Raw genomic sequence first — 19,874 nt, forward strand, 5'->3', positions numbered from 1 at the left:
CTAATTTACTTTAGGCGGGCACCGCCGTTTTAATCGCCAGCTCATCATCTTCAATAGTGACGCAAACACGCCCACCCTCTTCTGCCAACTCACCAAAGAGCACGGCTTCTGCCAGAGGCTTGCGCAGCTTGTCGCGAATCAGACGGGACATAGGCCTCGCACCCATCTTCTCGTCATAACCCCGCACCGCCAACCACTCTCGAGCCTCATCATCTACAACCAGTGTCACCTTGGAGTCATCCAACTGGGCCTGCAACTCAACGATAAACTTATCCACCACCGTCTTCACGACATCCAGAGGCAGAGAGCGGAATTGAATAATATTATCGAGGCGATTGCGGAACTCCGGGGTAAACATCTTCTTGATCTCCTCCATTCCATCGGTGGAGTGATCTTGATGGGAGAAACCAATTGAACGACGGCTCATCACCTCAGCGCCCGCATTGGTTGTCATAATCAGGATGACATTGCGGAAGTCCGCTTTGCGGCCGTTGTTATCAGTTAGGGTACCGTGATCCATCACCTGCAAAAGCAGATTGAATACTTCGGGGTGTGCTTTCTCAATTTCATCGAGCAGCACAACACTGTGAGGGTGCTTGGTTACCGAGTCTGTCAGTAAACCACCCTGGTCAAAACCTACATACCCAGGGGGCGCGCCGATCAGGCGGGAAACCGTATGGCGCTCCATATACTCAGACATATCGAAGCGAATCAGCTCGATACCCATCACCTTCGCCAATTGGCGGCAGAGCTCTGTCTTGCCGACTCCGGTGGGGCCCGAAAATAGGAAGGAGCCGATGGGTTTCTCTTCAGAACCCAGGCCGGCGCGACTCAGCTTAATCGCAGTACCCAGGGCATCAATCGCGCTGTCCTGCCCAAACACCACCATTTTGAGGTTGTCATCCAGGCGTGATAACTGCTCCTTGTCAGAAGCAGACACGCTCTTGGCAGGTATTCTCGCCATCTTGGCGATAACCATCTCAATCTCACAAACCCCAATAACCTCTTTGCGGTCCTCTTCAGGCAGCAAAGATTGGTAGGCTCCCGCCTCATCGATTACATCAATGGCCTTATCTGGGAGGAATCGCTCGGTGATGTGACGACTGGATAGCTGCGCAGCAGCATCCAAAGCTCCATCGGTAAAGCGGACCTTGTGGTGATCCTCAAAGCAGCTTCTGAGCCCCTGCAATATTTGCACGGTCTCTTCCACTGAGGGCTCACTGACATCGATCTTTTGAAAACGGCGCGACAGCGCGCGATCTTTTTCAAAGATACCGCGATATTCAGTAAAAGTAGTGGAGCCTATGCAGCGCAATTGACCGCTGGAAAGTAGCGGCTTAAGCAGGTTGGAGGCATCCATGACGCCTCCTGAAGCGGCGCCGGCCCCGATGATGGTGTGGATCTCATCAATAAACAGTACGGCGTGCTCACGCTTCTTGAGCTCCGCCAGCAGCGCCTTAAAGCGCTTCTCAAAATCACCGCGATACTTGGTCCCCGCCAGCAGGGAGCCGAGATCCAGAGAGTAAATAGTGCTCTCTTTCAAAGGTTCGGGGATATCCTCATCGACAATACGCCGTGCCAAGCCCTCAGCAATTGCCGTCTTGCCGACACCGGACTCACCCACCAACAGTGGATTGTTCTTGCGGCGACGAGCGAGAACCTGCGTGACACGCTCCACCTCAGGTGCACGCCCCACAAGCGGATCAATACGACCAAGAATTGCCTCTTGATTGAGGTTGGTGGCATAGCTTTCCAGGGGGTCGGAACCACCTGGCTCAGCGCCCCCACTAATTTCCTCATCTACCTGCTCAGGTGCAGTATCGGAACCGTGATGGTGATTATTACCACTGGAGCCAACGCGGGAAATTCCGTGGGTGATGTAGTTAACTACGTCTATCCGGGCAACACTCTGCTGCTTCAAGTAGTAAACAGCCTGGCTCTCCTGCTCACAGAAAATGGCGACCAGGACATTAGCCCCTGTAACTTCCTTTTTACCGGATGACTGGACATGGAATACGGCCCTCTGCAGGACCCTCTGAAAACCCAATGTCGGCTGGGTTTCTCGATCTGTATCGGCCTCCGGGATCAACGGTGTTGTGGAGTCCACAAACTCCAGGAGTTCACGGCGCAATGCACTTAAATCCGCCCCGCACGCATGTAGAACATCTGCTGCGGATTCGTTATCCAAGAGCGCCAGCAATAGGTGCTCAACGGTCATGAATTCATGCCGTTTCGCTCGAGCACCTTTGAACGCTAGATTAAGCGTTACCTCTAAGTCCTTGCTGAGCATCTAAACCTCAAACCCTAATCGCCAATATTTCCCGCCGACTCCGCTGGTAGGCGCGCACCCTTCGCCGGCGTTTATATCCTGGCTGATTCCCTTCAGGTGACGGGACCCTTTGTTCAAAGCAGTTTTTGTCAGAATCAATCCTCTTTGCTTTCGTCCGCTTCAATTTCACATAACAGGGGATGCTCATTCTCTTGAGCGAACTGATTGACCTGTGCGGCCTTTGTCTCCGCTATATCCCGAGTATAGACACCACACACTGCTTTTCCCCGTGTGTGAACCTGCAACATTAACTGTGTGGCGCGCTCCCGGTTTACTGAAAAAAACAACTCCAAAGTCTCAACAACAAAATCCATGGGGGTGTAGTCATCATTGAGCATAACGACTTTATACATCGGCGGCCGCTTCAGCTGCGGCGGCGCCTCCTCAAGGGCCAACCCACCATCGAAATCATCGAAGTACGGGTTGTCTCCATCGGAGTCACTGGAGCTTAGTTTAATGATTCGCGAAGTACTCATAACAATTATCAATGAATTCTATCGAGCCTGAAAATTGCACCCAATGCAACCTTCAATGACGTGACATTGTAACCTTATTTGACCTTTGACACAGCGGTCAGCGGGGAACCTTGACAATCCCCCAGCTGTTGACTACAAGAGGTAGTGACCGCTACATCAAACGTTAGTCGCAGATAGGATCGCAGCCGACTAACCAGCAGGTCAAATAAATATAAAAACTCTGTAAGGTGGCCAGGGGCCACTCAGGCAATTAGAGGGAATCGTTATGCCTACCGGTACTGTAAAGTGGTTCAACAACGCTAAGGGATATGGGTTTATTCTTGCAGATGAGGGAGGGGAGGATCTGTTCGCGCACTATTCCGCAATTCAGATGGAAGGCTACCGAACCCTGAAGGCCGGCCAGCAAGTCACCTTCGATATTATTCGAGGAGACAAGGGCTACCACGCTGCAAATATCTCCGCATTGACCTCCGAAACCACTTCACCCAACACTTCGAGCAAAAGCGAATCTGATGCAGTACACACAGAAAAGTCGCGGGAGAAGGAAGCGGAAGCTGTCGGCTAAGCGAGTCCAGCAAACAGACAATAAAAAAGCCCTTCACCAATGTGAAGGGCTTTTTTCATGGGACTCGGGCCAACTTAAAGCCAGCCCAGCCTCACGGATGTAGCTTAAGCCATGTGCTTGATAACTTCGTCACCAAACGCAGAACAGGACTTCAGCTCAGCACCGTCCATCAGACGCTCGAAATCGTAGGTTACAGTTTTGGCTTCGATAGCACCTTCCATACCCTTGATTACCAGGTCAGCAGCTTCGTTCCAGCCCAGGTGACGCAGCATCATCTCAGCGGAAAGAATTAGGGAGCCCGGGTTAACCTTGTCCTGGCCAGCGTACTTAGGCGCAGTACCGTGGGTTGCTTCGAACAGGGCAACGTCGTCGGACAGGTTTGCGCCCGGAGCGATACCAATACCACCAACCTGTGCAGCCAGTGCGTCAGACAGGTAGTCGCCGTTCAGGTTCAGGGTAGCAATTACGTCGTACTCAGCCGGACGCAGCAGGATCTGCTGCAGCATAGCGTCAGCAATTACGTCCTTAACAACGATTTCCTTGCCAGTCTTCGGGTTCTTGAAGCTGTGCCAGGGGCCGCCGTCCAGCGGCTGAGCGCCAAACTCGTCGCGAGCCAGCTCGTAACCCCAATCAGCGAAGGCACCTTCGGTGAACTTCATGATGTTGCCTTTGTGTACCAGGGTTACAGAATCGCGATCCTGATCCACAGCGTACTGGATGGCCTTGCGCACGAGACGCTTGGTACCTTCTGCAGAAACCGGCTTAACACCGATACCACAGTTCTCAGGGAAACGGATCTTCTTAACACCCATCTCGTCCTGCAGGAACTTGATAACTTTCTTAGCTTCGTCAGTGTCAGCTTTCCACTCGATACCAGCGTAGATATCTTCGGAGTTTTCACGGAAGATAACCATGTCTACCTTGTTCGGCTCTTTAACCGGAGAAGGTACACCGCTGAACCAGCGCACCGGGCGCTGACATACGTACAGATCCAACTCCTGACGCAGGGCTACGTTCAAGGAACGGAAGCCGCCGCCTACTGGAGTGGTCAGGGGGCCTTTGATGCTAACAACGTAGTCTTTGATCGCTTCCAGAGTTTCAGCCGGGAACCAGTCGCCAGCGTAAGTCTCTGCCGCTTTCTCACCGCAGTAGATTTCCATCCACTCGATTTTCTTTTCGCCGCCGAAAGCTTTTTCTACAGACGCGTCGATCACCTTGCGCATTACCGGGGTGATATCCACACCGATGCCGTCACCCTCGATGAAAGGAATAACCGGGCGATTCGGAACATTCAGCGAACCGTCGGAATTGACTGTAACTTTTTCGCCGTCTGCCGGCACTTGGATATGACCCATATTGCGTAAACTCCCAAAATTCTATGACTTTTTAGGTCCAGCGTTGCTTGCACCGCTCCCCCGGGACCTTAGGGCGGGGATGAAAAACGGCGGGATTATAGCAGCCTCGGCTAATTTTTGTAGTTGGATTACAATACTCAATTTTTCTTATGGCAAAGATTATTCTCCTCAACAAGCCTTTTGGCGTATTAAGCCAATTTACAGATGATCAGGATCGCGCCACTTTGGCTAACTTTATCCAGCACAAGGGATTCTACGCGGCGGGCCGCCTGGACTACGATTCTGAAGGATTACTACTACTGACTGATGATGGAGCGCTACAACATCAAATCAGTCACCCCAAGCGGAAGATGCCCAAGACCTATTGGGCCCAGGTGGAGGGTGACATTACTGATGATGCCCTTTATATGCTCAGGCAAGGGGTCGACCTGAAGGATGGCCGAACCGCACCTGCCAAGGCCAAGCGCCTGCCTGATATGGAGCCTTGGCCCCGCACACCGCCAATTCGCGAGCGCAAATCGATCCCAACCAGCTGGCTGGAGCTGACTATCTCTGAGGGGCGGAATCGCCAGGTAAGGCGGATGACTGCGGCGGTAGGCTTCCCTACCCTGCGGCTAATCCGGGTGGCGATAGGCAGCTGGAAGCTCGACTCATTAAAGCCTGGCGAGTATCGAACGGAGGAGGTTTTTAGCGCTCCCAAGCCCCGAACAAAGCCGGCAAACAACCGCAATCGACCGCGCCGAAAGCGATAATCTATAACGGAAGATCAAAGCGGTCTTGGTCAAATGGGGCGTTCGCAGGTAAAATTCGCCCCCCTTTCATACCAGTGAAGTAGTGACTGTCCTTCTTATGCCTGATTCCACCCACAACAAACAGCCAAAGCGCGTCATCGTCGGTATGTCCGGCGGTGTGGATTCCTCTGTAGCCGCACACCTGCTGATCCAGCAGGGCTATCAAGTGGAAGGCCTGTTTATGAAAAACTGGGATGAAGACGACGGCACAGAATACTGCACCGCCAAGGCGGACCTGGCGGATGCCCAGGCAGTTTGTAAGAAGTTGGGCATCAAGTTGCACACCGCCAATTTTGCTGCCGAGTACTGGGATCACGTATTCGAGTACTTCCTGGCAGAGTATAAAGCCGGGCGCACTCCCAACCCGGACATCCTGTGTAACCGGGAAATCAAATTTAAGGTCTTTCTTGAGTACGCCGAAGTGCTGGGTGCCGATGCAATAGCCACCGGGCACTATACCCGTCGCCGCGATATCGATGGCCGCACCTATTTATTGAAGGGCCTCGACGGCAACAAAGACCAGAGCTACTTCCTGCACGCGGTGGGGGAAGCCGAATTTGCCCGCTCGCTCTTTCCTTTAGGAGAGTTGGAGAAGCCCGAGGTTCGCCGTATAGCTGAAGAAAACGGCTTTATCACCCACAACAAGAAAGACAGCACCGGCATCTGCTTTATCGGCGAGCGCCGCTTCAAGGATTTCCTCGAGCAGTACCTGCCCGCCCAGCCCGGCGATATGGAAACCCCAGAGGGTGAAGTCATGGGGCGCCACGCGGGCCTGATGTACCACACCATTGGCCAGCGCCAGGGGCTCGGTATTGGTGGCGTCAAAGGTGCAGGCGAACAGCCCTGGTATGTTGTCGGAAAAAACCTGGAGCGCAATGTATTGATTGTGGCCCAGGGAGCACACCACCCCCTGCTTTATGCAACGGGGCTGGAAGCAACACAAACCCACTGGATTAATGGCGCAGCACCGGACAAAACTTTCCGCTGCCAGGCCAAGACCCGCTATCGCCAACCAGATCAGGATTGCACCGTGCACCTGCAGGACAATGGCGATTTGGTTGTAGAGTTCGACGAGCCACAACGCGCAATCACACCGGGACAATCTCTGGTACTGTACGATGGAGAAACCTGTCTAGGTGGTGCGGTGATCGAGAAAGCCACGGGAGTTGGCGCCGCAGTACCGGAAAAATACAAGAAAGATTAAGGAGTAATTTTGAATAACTGGCGGGATCAGGCACTGGCACTGGCAGGAATATTCCAATCCGCAACACTGGTGGAGCGCCTGGCCAAAACAGGCTCTGCACCGCAGGAACAGCTGGAAACCGGGGTATATAGCCTCTTCCAACTAAACCCTGATCGCACTGAAGATATATTCGCCGGTGCAGACAAGCTGCTGCCCGGCTTAAAAGTATCGCAGCAAATACTAAAGACCCGGCAACACCCGGAATATACCGACGGTCTACGCTACGCCCTCTCGGTGATCTACCTGCAGCGACAACTCAGCAAGAATAATGACCTGCTATCAATCATTGGCAGCCGATTGGATAAGGCCAAGACTCAAGCAGAGCACTTCGAGCTGACTCACGAGAATGTATTTTCCAACCTCGCCAGCATCTACAGCGATACGCTAGGTACCTTCCGCTTCCGGATTCAAGTACTGGGTGACTTCAATTACCTGCAACAGCAGCGTATCGCCAATCAAATTCGCTCCATGCTATTTGCCGGCATCCGCTCGGCAACCCTATGGCGACAGCTGGGTGGGCGTCGCCTGCACCTTCTGTTCCAGCGCAAAAAGCTTTTGAATGCGACCAACGAATTGATCGCACATATCGAATCTATAGAACACTAATCCCGGAGATTTACTATGACAGTTGAGCTTTCCGCACTCACAGCGGTATCCCCTATTGATGGTCGCTACGAGAGCAAGACTGCCCCCCTGCGTGAAATTTTCAGTGAATACGGCCTGATCCGCGCCCGCGTTGAAGTGGAAGTACGCTGGCTGCAAAAACTTTCCGCACATAAAGAGATCGCCGAAGTTGAGCAGTTCGACGAAGCTGCCAACAAGCTGCTCGACAGCATTGTGGCCGACTTCTCCCTGGAAGATGCTGAGCGCATCAAGGAAATCGAGCGCACCACGAACCACGATGTAAAAGCGGTTGAATACTTCCTCAAGGATAAAATCAGCAGCAATGCCCAGCTGGCAAAAGTGAGTGAATTCGTACACTTTGCCTGCACCTCTGAGGACATCAATAACCTATCCCACGCCCTGATGCTTCGCGCCGGCCGCGACAACGTCATGTTGCCTGCGATGGAAGCCCTGATTGACGCTATCGTAGGCCTGGCCCAGGACTTTGCCGACGTACCCATGCTGTCCCGTACTCACGGCCAGACTGCCAGCCCGTCTACTGTTGGTAAAGAACTTGCCAACGTGGCCGCGCGCCTACGCCGCCAGGTAGCCCAGATTAAAGCGGTACCGCTGCTGGGTAAAATTAACGGTGCGGTAGGTAATTACAACGCTCACCTGTCCGCCTATCCCAATATTGATTGGGAGCAAAATGCTAAAGAATTCATTTCTTCTCTGGGCCTTAGCTGGAACCCCTACACCACCCAGATCGAGCCCCACGACTACATTGCTGAGCTGTTCGACGCTGTTGCCCGCTTTAACACCATCCTGATCGATTTTGACCGCGATGTATGGGGCTACATCTCCCTGGGTTACTTCAAGCAAAAAGTCGTAGCCGGTGAAGTTGGCTCCTCCACCATGCCGCACAAAGTTAACCCCATTGACTTCGAAAACTCCGAAGGCAATCTGGGTATCGCCAACGCCGTATTCCAGCACCTGGCAGCCAAACTTCCAGTATCCCGCTGGCAGCGCGACCTGACAGACTCCACCGTGCTGCGCAATATGGGGGTGGGTGCGGGCTACTCTGCCATTGCCTATGCCGCCACCATGAAAGGCCTGGGCAAACTGGAAATCAACCGCGAGCGCCTAGCGGAAGACCTGGATAATTCATGGGAAGTGTTGGCAGAACCGATCCAAACGGTTATGCGTCGCTACAACATTGAAGAGCCTTACGAAAAACTGAAGGCCCTTACCCGTGGCCAGGGCATCACCCGTGAAACCCTGAAAGTATTTATCGAGAACCTGGAGATTCCCGCAGCAGCCAAGAGCGATCTGCTGGAAATGACTCCGGCATCCTATATCGGTAACGCCGTAGAACAAGCTCGCAAAATTTAACCGAGCCCAGCTACCAGCCGCACCCAGTGCGGCTGGTCATCTTTTAAAAAATACAAAAGTACGCTGGATAGTTTCCGAACCTCAGAATATCCAGATACAAACCCCAGCCTTCTGACAGTGAGAGTTACCGTGGCCAGCCCCCTTACCCATCTTGGCGACATGCCCATCGAAGTTTTTATGCGTGACTACTGGCAGCAGAAACCCCTGCTGATACGCAATGCTTTCGCCAACTTTGAATCACCCATCTCGGGTGAAGAACTCGCTGGTATGGCCCTGGAGGAAGCGGTCGAGTCTCGCTTGGTATTGGAAAATGGTGAAAGCGGCCCCTGGGAGCTGCGCACAGGTCCATTCACTGAAGAGGATTTTCTCTCCCTCCCTAAAACCCACTGGACCCTGCTGGTACAAGCTGTCGATCAGTGGATGTCAGAAATTGCTGAACTAAAAGATTTCTTCCGCTTTATCCCCGACTGGCGTCTGGATGATGTGATGATCAGTTACGCCGCCGATAAGGGCAGCGTTGGGCCCCACTACGATCACTACGATGTGTTTCTTCTCCAAGCCGAAGGCAAACGCTTGTGGCAGCAAGGCCCCAAAGTGGATGAAAGCAATCCCCGCCTGGAAGGAACGCCCCTCAATATCCTGAAAGAATTCGAAGCAGAAAACAGCTGGGTACTAGAGCCCGGCGATATGCTCTACTTGCCGCCCCAATACAGCCATTGGGGAATAGCCGAAGGTGGGTGCACCACGATCTCTATTGGTTTCCGCGCCCCTTCCGCCGCAGCGATCCTCGAAGATCTCGCCGCTGAAGTTGCTATGGATTTGCCGGACAGCCAGCGTTACACCGATGCCCGTGCTGAAGTGGCGAAAAACCCAGCGGAAATTGACCCCGCCTCTGTTGCCCGCCTGCAACAACAACTCGGCGAATGGCTGCAGCAGCCGGAGAAAATCGCCCAGTGGTTTGGCGCGATTATGACCGAAGCGAAATACCCGGATACTGTAGCCCTGGACGCTGACGACGCTGCAGACTGGCGCGAACAAATACCCCAGGGAGCACAACTGGTTTTAAATCCCGCTTCCCGCACCGCCTTTTGCCGCGAGCCAGCCACTTTATTTGTTGATGGTGAAGCCTTCCCCTGCCCCCTGGCGTTTGCCGAGCAGTTTGCTGAATCCCATGAAATTTCCTGGGATGATATCGAAGCCTTCCCAGAAATCGCTGAAGACAGCGGCCTTCTCGATCAGCTGGTTGCACAGGGCACCTTGATCTACCCTCCTGAGGATTTCTGAGATGCCAGTAGCTATACGCCTAGCGGATTGGAACACTGACCGGGACGCAATTCGTTCAATTCGCGAAGCAGTTTTTGTACAGGAACAACAGGTACCTGCGGACCTGGAATGGGATGATCAAGAGGAGACATCCCAGCACTTCCTCGTCTTCCGCGAAACAATCCCAGTTGCCACCGGGCGCCTCACCCAAGGCGGAAAAATTGGTCGTATGGCTGTACAGAAATCTTCACGCGGATGCGGCATCGGGGCCCAGCTATTGCAGGCCATCTGTGAGCGGGCGAAGGAACAAAACTTTCAGCAAGTCTATTTACATGCACAGCAACATGCCGAGGGGTTTTACTTGCAGGCTGGGTTTGAGGTGGAAGGCGACGTGTTTTACGAAGCGGGAATTCCCCACATCAAAATGGTGCGCGGCCTGATTTGACCATTTTGAGGCCTGCCACCAGCACCCATATGGCAGGCCCAGCCCCATCTCAACTCTCTACTGGGGCATAGCGCTTCTCGACAAAGTGAGCCAAAGGCACTATCCCCAACACATATACTATCCAGAGCCCAAGCCCCCAATAGGGATTGAAAAGGGTCAACAAGCACGCCAGGATACTGGTACACAACATCACCATGCTGACCACTAGTACACGGTGCGCGGATACGTTCGTTCGGTTCGCAGCGACACACCACATACCCGCAATTGCGATAGCGGCCACCGCGTAGCTGGCTGACAATAAGATCACTGACCAAACCTGGTCTGGATACTCCCCCATCAAACTTGCTGGAAAAGGAATAAACGCCACCGCCCCCAATAGCAAAAAGTTAAAACTGGTAAAGGCAACCGATTTAAATTGGTGGTCCGACATCAGATGATTGTGGGTAAGCCATAGCCGACAGAGAATCGCAAAGCTCAGTATCCAGGAAAAAAAGTGGGGCAACTGCTGAAGAATATTGCTGTGGAAATCCTCGCCCGGCTTTATATCCTCCAGATCGGGAATCTGGATATTAAAAACCAACAGCGTCATAGCAATGGCAAAAACGCCATCACTCACGGCATTAATACGGCTAGCCAAGAAAGACTTTCGACGCATGGGCCACCATCGATTGCCAGGGTTGCATACTCATTAAAGCCCAGTCCCGAAGCACGATCTCACCTCCAGTATCAAGATGCCAACAGCGTTCACACTGCTCACATCCCTTCCACCTGATAACGAGCCACGGAATGTTTCTATTGGGGAGATGAAATCACGTGATAACGACTTTGTAAGTGTATTCTTTTGAATAAAGAGTCTATTAAAGCTCCTCAATACGGCACCGCCTAGCAAATAGCATTCAACTTCAACAGCCGTTGGCGATACTTTGATCAAACCTAGCTGCCCGATCGATTTCAATCCTGCTTACTATCAACTACTTGTGTTCGGGCTACGGCTCCTAATTGCTCTAAGATCTATCTAATGCGACTTGTTTCATATCCATTTAAAACCCTAGCGCTTTATCCCTATTGGTCGCTGCAATCATAAGCAGGAGCTGAGGAGTGAAGCCCAAGGCCGAGACGTGGCAATAGACACCGATAAAGAAAAGCCTATGGGGCAGAAACACTTCCGCTACGCGTCTTGGACAGTTGCAGTCATATTTTTCAGCGCCAGCGTAACCAACTCAATCCTATTTGCCCTACTATCACCTAGCCTCACTCAAGAACTCAATCTCAACCATCAAAGCTTAGGGATGCTGGGAGGATATTACTTTGTCGCCTATTCTATTGGTCAACTGACACTTGGCTCACTATTGGGCCCTATAAGTCCACGGTATTTACTGGGTATCTCAGCCGCCCTCGCCGCTAGCGGCTGTGTAATTTTTGCCAGCAGTCATTCTTTCGGAACAGCCCTTACAGGGCAGCTCTTAGTCGCACTTGGATTATCCAGTAGCTTCTTGGGAGTTATCTATGTTATCGGACGGGATTTACCTAATAAGTTTTCACTAATGGCCGCTGTTAGCCAAGGACTAGCTAATTTCGCAGCAGCTTCACTCTCATTACTTATCGGTTTGTTCGATACCGAAGTCTCATTCCGGGAGCCCTACTTCATCGCAGCGCTATTTTTTATTTGCCTTGCTGTGCTGCTATTTATTTTTATTGGCAGCAATCAAAACTCTTCCCATGAACTCTCTGCCAAAAAAGCCACTCAATTTGACAAGCTAAATTCATGCTTCAAATCAAGAGCTTTTTGGCTGGCCCTCACCTTCTACTCCTGCCTTTTCGGCATAATTATCGCCTACTCTGATTTATGGAATATCCAGTTCCAGGTTGATTTTTTTCGTGAAACATCCAAAGAAAGTGCCCTACTCAATGCGATGATTTCAACGGGCATCATTATCGGCAGCTTTATTGTCGGTGCTTGGTCTCATTATCGGGGAGATTATATAATTCCAGCGAGAACTTTTAGTTTCCTCTCAATTATTGCTGTCACAGCTTTACTGAGTATTCACTTGTCGGACTCCTGGACTTTGGCGGCAAATTTTCTCTTAGGGTTTGGCCTCAGCAGCTCAATTCTATCTCTCTCGATAGTGCAATCTGAACTTCCTGAAAAGGCGCACGCCATTGCCTCTGCCCTTATTGTAACTGGGGGCTTTGTTTTAGGAGGGGTAATTCAAACCCTCATAGGGCTCTCACTCGATCAAGATATAGAGTTCGCTTATATCCGCTCCCTCAGCAATCTACTAGCCAGACTTTTTGACTTTGCTCCACAACCAACACAGAAATTCTACAATTACCAAGCGGGATTTCAGCTAATCGGGATTGTCGTCATCATAGGCTGCATCAGCAGCCTACTTTTGAACAGCAAAAAGCTAGTCAAGAAGCGCGGTTCTAAAATCGGAAGTTCGTAGTGCTAAGCCTGCGACTCGACGACCTAAATGTACGGCTGTAAGTCGGTCCAACTGATGAATTTCACCAGCCCCCTCAGCGACAGCTACCAAGCCCGACTGACAACCACCCCGGTTTCTACCCAGGGAATCTTGACTCGGTAGAATATCCAGGGGAACCCACAACATGCCCATTTGTGCAGCAAAGACCTGTAGAGTCCTGATGGTACCTAGCTGATCACCACTAAAATTACTACCAACAGTAAATCCTGCAGCTAACTTATCCAGCCAGCACCGATCTCCATAGCGTTCACTTGCTGCATCCATAAATGCTTTGAATTGAGCGGAGACAGTACCCATAAAGGTCGGCGAACCCATTACTATGGCTTCACATTGATCCAACTGAGCTAATAATGACTGGTCTTCATAACGTCCGTGACGAATGCTCTCTCCCTGAATCTCAAGGGCAACACCAATACACTTCTCTAGCGTGTTAACTCCCTCCACCACGGACTCCGCAAGAACTTTACTGCAGCCAGATACAGAATGGTAAACAACACCTACCCTCTTCATATGACTCTCTCCGCTATGCCGCCTGACTCAAATATCCGGCCTAACTTTTGATCAATTTCTCTGCCAGCCGGCACTTCTATCCCAAAGATATCCAGTAAAGTAGCCCGAAGCTCATCAACATCCGCTATCATGACAACACTCTTGGAGCCTAAAAGTGGTTGATAGCTTAACTGTCTATTGAAAAGTGTATGCCGCCCCTCTGGGAAAGACCGAGTAACAATCAAGTGCTCTACAAACCTGGATTCTGGGTGCGTTGAGCAATACCAACTACCAATTTTATAATCGCCATGAGTTTTAGGTTTCAAGTCAAAGCTGTACATAGGTTGCCAACCACTATCGGTTGTAACCTCTAACAGGTACTCATCACCTATTAAAGTAAAGCGGTAAACACCATGCGGTGTGCTCTGACGATCACTGGAGTCAATATTTAGTGGCGCAGTCAAAGTGTTATTGCCGAATCCCGCATCAATCAGAAAGCGTGCGCCCTCAAGCTCCACCATCAGAATCATATGCGACTGAGCGGGTTGATGCCCTATCGGCATTTGCCACAGTATCCGCGCGGCGAGGTTCGTAACTTTAAAACCGATTTGCCCTAACACTGCCCCTAATAAGGCATTTTGCTCGTAACAATAACCTCCACGTTTTTGTTGTACCAACTTGGCCTCTATAGATTCCAACTCAATATCCACGGGGCTTCCCAAAAATGAAGTGGCGTTCTCGAATGGAATCGTACGGACGTGCTGGGTCAACAACTGCTGTAGACACTGCAAGTTAGCACCCGGGGTTCCATCAAAATTAATACGGTCTAAATATTGCTGCAAGTTAATACCAGGGGTACTCATCTCGATTGTCTCCTCAAAATCCGGGCTCATAATCAATAGACAAGAGCTTAATACCTAAACCTAACTTGAGGTCAATAGCTTTTTTCATCTTCTACATTGATTACGATCTAGAGCAATTCCGGCTCACAGTGTAGGGATTACTCAGCAAACGCAGACTCCAATCTCGATAACGATATTAAAAAAATCAGGAAGAACTTGGTGAAAATACCGTTTTTAGCGACATCATCAGGCACACCAACCAAGTATCATAGTGTTTCTGCTGCTGGAATTTTGGAAAGTGTACTAGTACATAAAGCAATTTAGACAAAGAATATCACCGCAATAGTGAGCCGTGTAGGACACGGCTTTCTACTTAATTACTTTCTTTACGGAGAGTATATCAACACCCAATCAGGTTCTAACCATGACTATACTCGCTACCAAAAGAACCTAATGATCAAAAGAGACAATTAGGAATGAGGCACAATCAGTTTATAGGGGTGGCTGTAGTTAGCTGAAGACTTTACGTATCTGAAACTGGCTAAACAGGGAGTACTACCCCATATGTATAGATAACCCAACATATATCAACGTAATCATATGGGAAAGCTATGCCGAAACAGAAAAACGACTCGCCCAAATAACTAGATTGAAGTTCAAAATCACAATACTACAGAATCAATTTACACAATAATAAAGGACCAAGTAGGCACGCCCAGTCACCAAGTCCCCTTATCAGCAATTTATCAAGCGGGTTCTATGTGTTGGGAAAACCCGATTAAACCCGACCATTAAGTCAACTGCCTTTTCACCTGATAACAATCGTTATATACCTGCCCCACCTACATACAAATTAGTCTGAGCATTGGAAAAGCAAGACAGTAGTCTACACAACCGTTCTAAAAAGACACATATCCTACACAGGCAAACAGTCAAATAAAATCATCCTAAATATGGATAAATATATTAAATACATCGCCACATATAAAAAACTCATAAATGTCACAAACGGCATGCTAATTATATTAGCCAAACCACTGTGAGGGCATAATGCCCCTAAATAGCCTTCCATTCTCACCCACTCAATACACGACAAGTAGCTCTTAAACACGCCTTTACCGTATTATCCAATATATAAATCAAAATAAAATCGAGGTACCCATGCAAAATTTGGAGCAATGGACAAATTTCTGGAAGCAAGGATTTCCCACTTCTTTTGCACAAGTTCTGCCCCACAGCTATACAGGAAAAACAGGCGAATATTGGAGATCAACAGTCTCTGGATTGAGTCCTAACTCTAAAGTTCTCGATATTGCATGCGGCAATGGTGCAATAGCTTTATTAATTGCAGATGAAGCATCAAAGTCTGGCAAACCTCTTGAAATACATGCTGCTGATGCAGCTAACATCACCCCCCTAGCAACCAACAAAAACCCTAGAAATCAAAAACTATTAGAAAAACTACACTTTCACTCCTGCATGGCAATCGAAAAAATTCATTCACTTGATGAGAAATTCAACCTAATTACTTCACAATTTGGCTTTGAGTACAGCAATAAATTGGAAGCCGCGAGAAGCATAGAAAAATCACTGGAGTCTGGAGGAGTATTTAAAGCGATATGCCACAAAACAAACTCCACCCCCTACAGAAATTGCTCAGATGAGGTTTTAGCCCACAAGCTAATTACCGAAGAATTAAGAATCCCAGAGCAAACTACATCTTTTATACATGATTTTAAAGACATCCAGTCCATTGAAGAGGCAAAAGTAAAATTAGGCAACCCGCACACAGCAGACAAATTAAAGTATCTTATTACATCCGTTGAGATGTTAATCTCCAAACATCCAAAATCTGCGACAACCTACTTTGTGAGAAATTCTCTTGAAAACTTCCTGCAAAGAAATTTAGCATCAAATAACGCCACAAAAGATAAGTTTCTTTCTTTTTTTAGTACAGAACTGGAATATACGGCTTTAAGGTCGCAAAACCAACTAGATTCATCACTATCAGAAGAAAGTATGGGTAACCTTCTAGCAATATTCGAAAGGTTGGGGATGCAACCACTAGCTCGCGATAAATTCTATGATGAAAACAATTGTACTGGCTGGAAAATTGAAATCCTAAAACCTTAACAGTGCCTAAAAAACTCGGCGAGTAATTTCATGCTCGCCAAAACCCACAATAGCGACTCCTAAACCCCAAAAAAATTACCCCTTTATAAATTGCCCCAAACCCCCATAACCAACTTACCTTCTTTATCAGTCCACTCACCTCCACTTATAAAATAATAGCTACAACAATAACAGCTGACTTCAGTTTTGATGCATATCAGTTAATCACCTAAAAAATGGTAACCTGAAGGCAACCCCCGAACAGAACTACCCAATAAGGAGTTCGATCTGGCACCATTTTTCCATGATCAACTGGGAACCCCATGATGGTCCTAACTTGTTTGTGTAGGAACTTACCAGCCAGCAGATATTCTTCGCCATCGCCATATGTATCGAATATTGTAGGAATCCAGGGTCAACAACTTCACAAAAAACACATCGCCAATCAAAATTTAAATTAATACAATTAAAACTCTTTCTCAAGATCAAACCGAGTCAATTGTCTACCTACAATCCAGCAGCATTGTGTTTTCGTATATAGTTAATTTCCAGGGAACCAAGATGGTAATACCTCAAACCCTGGACCTGAGTCGGTCTGTAAATTGCTGTATCGACCACTCAGGCTAACTTTACCATTATTTAATACTTTAAATTGGTGCGGCCAAACGACGCCTGATTCAATCCTTCTATAATCAAACTCCTCAACAAAAACACCATTTTCATAAAGTACCTTTCTAATATACCCAGTATCAGGGTCTATACCAAGTAAAGGGGTTATCCTTCCCCCTGAGACGAGCTTCCACCAGCTTTCACTTCTGTGCTCAGGCACATCAAATGGGCCCTACACTTCCATCGATGGGTCACGTAGAAAATAAAGGAAATTAAGCCATAATCCCTGAAGCAAATTATCCTTCTTATTTAAGCTAATATAGGCAGCTGACTCAGGGTCAATTGAATTGCCACCTTGATATAGTTCGTATTGACCTTCTACTCCAAAGTGAATTACATTTTCACGACTTGAATACTCTGCGATGGATTCATTCAAAAAATTTAAATATTGAATTTTTGTACGTGACGGCTTGCTTTCTGAAGATAACTCTATTGTGGACGTTAAAGATTCAATCTTATGTAATGAGTCCTTCCCTCCAAAAGCACCTAAGAGACTTTCTTTAACTTGTAGTGCGGTTGGCATTTCATTCACTAGCGGCTGGTGCCTAAGTAAAACCTGTCCTAAATCTGTACTCTTTATCTCACCGTGGTACAAGGCCAATTCGCCATTAACTAATACATGAATATAGCCTTCTGCGAGCTGCTGCGGATCTTCGTAGGTTGCTCGATCATTGACCTGATCCAAATCAAAGATAGCAATATCGGCATAATATCCAGGAGCCAATCGCCCCCGATCCTGAATGCCTAAGAAACTCGCGGGCAATGCTGTCATCCCCCTAATCAAGAATGGTAAAGAAATCAGAGATTCATCAACAACAAACTGCCTTATCTTCTTAGCAAACGCTCCAAATGTCCTAGGATGTGCACGCTGGCCTGGCACAGCGTGTGAGCCTCCATCCGAGCTCGTCATCATCCATTCCTGTGTTGCTAATAAGCGAATATTGTCCATATCATATAATTCAAGATTCATCACAGAAGCATCTCTTTGCTCCTTAGCAATATGAAGTACAGTATCTAAAGTTGTTAGATTTAATTCCTCGGATACTTGTGCTAACGTTTTGCCATTGAGGTCTTTATTATTATCAGTAAATAATAATTTTTCCGGACCACCACGAATGTCAAGCATCTGCCTATGTTCTGAATGTAAACGATTTAGGAGATTTTTACTTTGTAACCGTTCAAGTAAAGATGTCATTCCTCCAGCTAAGGCCCAGTCTGGAATAGTATAAGCCAGCAATGAACTCTGCGTTGCAGTATATGGATGTTGTGCAGCAAATACCTGAGCACCATCCGCCCTGGCATTATTGATCAAATCTATCCCTACGTTAGCTCGTCCGTCGTTATGCTTACCCTGTGGAGTAAAATGGCTAAAGATAATTCTTGCATCTATTGCTGAACCAATTTTGATAGCTTCAGCAACAGAAGCATCGTATCCTATACCGTTTAGAACTGCCCCCAAATCCCTATCATGGGTATCATAAATAGCTTTATACTTATTTAAGAATGACAGGGATTCAATCACTTCTTTTGTTGAGGCATAAGAAGCCGGTCGGTAAAAAAGACCCGTTGAGACCCCAAAAGCACCTTGCTGCATACCACTTTCAAGATACTGCGTCATTTTTGAACGCTCTTCATTGCTGGCAGGTTTATCATTCATCCCCATAACGTTCAAGCGAGCCTGATTAAAACCCACATAGGTTCCTATATTGACACCGGTATCACTGAGCCTTTCACCTCCCCCCTCAGCGATTTTATATTGCTCTAGAACATCATTTTTCCCAAATCCATCTACACCAACAATTACCGAGGTCACGCCCTGAAAGATCTGGGGCAACATTTTTTTGCCCTGCGGGTCATTGAGATCTGCATGGCTATGCATGTCAATAAACCCAGGAGTAACATATAACGCCTCAGCATTAATGGTTAATTTAGCCTTGCTCCTAAAACTATCAGCGTTCCCTACAAAGACTATCTTGTCATCGACCACTCCTACATCTTGCTTTATCCATGGATTACCTGAACCATCGATAACTTTTCCATCAAGAATCAAAATATCCAAATAATCTATTTTATTGTTCTGTGCCAGAGTTACCGCACTGTAGAAAAGGAACAATAAAACAAGGCAATACTTAACTAATAAACTCTGTGTAAATTTCACAATTACGCCCCATTAACTACATAACTCAAACCAAGAACTTCACGATACGGCGAAATAGATAATTCCACACCTTTAATACTCCATGCTTTAGAATACCGCTATTCTCAGCAAGAATTGAAACACCAAATAATATGATACCTGCGATGAGAAAATTGAGAATCGACTTGGCATTCATAATCATCCTTATCAATTTATCTTTATAGGGCACACCACAAAACACAACTAAACGGACTTAAAATTCACCTTACTCTAACCTTATCTGTTACAATCTTTGAATAAAACACTATTTATCGCTTAAACAAGACCGGCTATCGACAGAATTTCATACGGATCTCGAAATTTTCCTGGCATTGCAATACTAACGTTTAGTTAACCTTATAAATATTGATGTAACCAATGGCTTCCCAGCACTAGCAGCTTAATATCTAATTTTCCATTCTACATCTATTACTCTTTTGCCTTGCTTCACTCTTCTACCAAAGATCAATTACAAGAACCTCTACGCACTAAGCCTTTCCTTACCCAAAGTATCACTAGGAAGTAAGTTACTGGTTCGACTCGGAACAAGCCAGTGAGCTGGCACCACTATTTCAGAGGCAGCCAAAATAGAAAATAATCTAATAATAGCCATTTAGGACAAAACTCCACTGCCTCGC

At 48.1% G+C, this 19,874-nt stretch carries 17 protein-coding genes; 9 read left to right on the forward strand and 8 right to left on the reverse strand.

The window, feature by feature from the left end:
• Positions 1-10: 10 nt before the first annotated feature.
• Positions 11-2,290, reverse strand: a complete 2,280-nt coding sequence (clpA, locus tag ACJJIS_RS11470) for an ATP-dependent Clp protease ATP-binding subunit ClpA (RefSeq protein ID WP_413662223.1) — start codon at positions 2,288-2,290, stop codon at positions 11-13.
• A 134-nt stretch (positions 2,291-2,424) separates the two neighbouring features.
• Positions 2,425-2,805, reverse strand: coding sequence for an ATP-dependent Clp protease adapter ClpS (gene clpS, locus ACJJIS_RS11475; RefSeq protein WP_413662224.1), 381 nt, complete (start codon positions 2,803-2,805; stop codon positions 2,425-2,427).
• A 265-nt stretch (positions 2,806-3,070) separates the two neighbouring features.
• Here clpS and cspD point away from each other — a divergent pair, with 265 nt between their 5' ends.
• Complete coding sequence (gene cspD, locus ACJJIS_RS11480) at positions 3,071-3,370, forward strand: cold shock domain-containing protein CspD (RefSeq protein WP_413662225.1); 300 nt, start codon at positions 3,071-3,073, stop codon at positions 3,368-3,370.
• Between the two features lie 104 nt (positions 3,371-3,474).
• Here cspD and icd read toward each other — a convergent pair whose 3' ends face one another.
• Positions 3,475-4,725, reverse strand: a complete 1,251-nt coding sequence (icd, locus tag ACJJIS_RS11485) for an NADP-dependent isocitrate dehydrogenase (protein ID WP_020415259.1) — start codon at positions 4,723-4,725, stop codon at positions 3,475-3,477.
• Positions 4,726-4,874: 149 nt separating this feature from the next.
• Here icd and ACJJIS_RS11490 point away from each other — a divergent pair, with 149 nt between their 5' ends.
• From ACJJIS_RS11490 to ACJJIS_RS11515, 6 genes are all read left to right on the forward strand, one after another.
• Positions 4,875-5,477, forward strand: coding sequence for a pseudouridine synthase (locus ACJJIS_RS11490; RefSeq protein ID WP_475708142.1), 603 nt, complete (start codon positions 4,875-4,877; stop codon positions 5,475-5,477).
• 97 nt (positions 5,478-5,574) lie between these two features.
• Positions 5,575-6,720, forward strand: a complete 1,146-nt coding sequence (mnmA, locus tag ACJJIS_RS11495; protein WP_444913223.1) for a tRNA 2-thiouridine(34) synthase MnmA — start codon at positions 5,575-5,577, stop codon at positions 6,718-6,720.
• A 6-nt stretch (positions 6,721-6,726) separates the two neighbouring features.
• The gene (hflD, locus tag ACJJIS_RS11500) at positions 6,727-7,365 is read left to right on the forward strand and encodes a high frequency lysogenization protein HflD (protein WP_413665869.1); all 639 of its coding nucleotides are present in this window, start codon (positions 6,727-6,729) and stop codon (positions 7,363-7,365) included.
• Between the two features lie 15 nt (positions 7,366-7,380).
• Positions 7,381-8,754 (forward strand): adenylosuccinate lyase, encoded by a 1,374-nt coding sequence (gene purB, locus ACJJIS_RS11505; protein WP_475708143.1) that lies wholly within the window; start codon positions 7,381-7,383, stop codon positions 8,752-8,754.
• 129 nt (positions 8,755-8,883) lie between these two features.
• Positions 8,884-10,038 (forward strand): JmjC domain-containing protein, encoded by a 1,155-nt coding sequence (locus ACJJIS_RS11510; RefSeq protein WP_475708144.1) that lies wholly within the window; start codon positions 8,884-8,886, stop codon positions 10,036-10,038.
• Position 10,039: 1 nt separating this feature from the next.
• Positions 10,040-10,462, forward strand: coding sequence for a GNAT family N-acetyltransferase (locus ACJJIS_RS11515; protein WP_444913226.1), 423 nt, complete (start codon positions 10,040-10,042; stop codon positions 10,460-10,462).
• Positions 10,463-10,511: 49 nt separating this feature from the next.
• Here ACJJIS_RS11515 and ACJJIS_RS11520 read toward each other — a convergent pair whose 3' ends face one another.
• The gene (locus ACJJIS_RS11520) at positions 10,512-11,117 is read right to left on the reverse strand and encodes a TMEM175 family protein (RefSeq protein ID WP_475708146.1); all 606 of its coding nucleotides are present in this window, start codon (positions 11,115-11,117) and stop codon (positions 10,512-10,514) included.
• A gap of 493 nt (positions 11,118-11,610) precedes the next feature.
• Between ACJJIS_RS11520 and ACJJIS_RS11525 the strand changes: the two genes are divergently transcribed.
• Entirely contained in the window at positions 11,611-12,909 is a 1,299-nt protein-coding gene (locus tag ACJJIS_RS11525) for an MFS transporter (protein WP_475710351.1), read from the forward strand.
• On the opposite strand, the gene ACJJIS_RS11530 is transcribed toward ACJJIS_RS11525, so the two are convergent.
• Positions 12,871-13,458: a flavodoxin family protein gene (locus ACJJIS_RS11530; protein ID WP_445354042.1), complete on the reverse strand. Its 588-nt coding sequence runs from the start codon at positions 13,456-13,458 to the stop codon at positions 12,871-12,873. The genes ACJJIS_RS11525 and ACJJIS_RS11530 overlap by 39 nt on opposite strands.
• Positions 13,455-14,300 (reverse strand): arylamine N-acetyltransferase family protein, encoded by an 846-nt coding sequence (locus ACJJIS_RS11535; protein ID WP_475708147.1) that lies wholly within the window; start codon positions 14,298-14,300, stop codon positions 13,455-13,457. The genes ACJJIS_RS11530 and ACJJIS_RS11535 overlap by 4 nt, the downstream gene beginning before the upstream one ends.
• A gap of 1,140 nt (positions 14,301-15,440) precedes the next feature.
• Here ACJJIS_RS11535 and ACJJIS_RS11540 point away from each other — a divergent pair.
• A complete protein-coding gene (locus ACJJIS_RS11540; protein ID WP_475708148.1) occupies positions 15,441-16,412 on the forward strand; it encodes a class I SAM-dependent methyltransferase in 972 nt (323 codons plus the stop codon).
• Positions 16,413-16,932: 520 nt separating this feature from the next.
• Here the strand turns inward: ACJJIS_RS11540 and ACJJIS_RS11545 are convergent.
• Positions 16,933-17,220 carry a hypothetical protein gene (locus ACJJIS_RS11545; RefSeq protein ID WP_475708149.1) on the reverse strand — a complete coding sequence of 96 codons (288 nt, stop codon included), beginning with the start codon at positions 17,218-17,220 and terminating at the stop codon, positions 16,933-16,935.
• A gap of 12 nt (positions 17,221-17,232) precedes the next feature.
• A complete protein-coding gene (locus ACJJIS_RS11550) occupies positions 17,233-19,218 on the reverse strand; it encodes an N-acyl-D-amino-acid deacylase family protein (RefSeq protein WP_475708150.1) in 1,986 nt (661 codons plus the stop codon).
• Positions 19,219-19,874 lie beyond the last annotated feature (656 nt).

It is taken from the genome of Microbulbifer maximicatervae (SeqCode) (assembly GCF_056231245.1).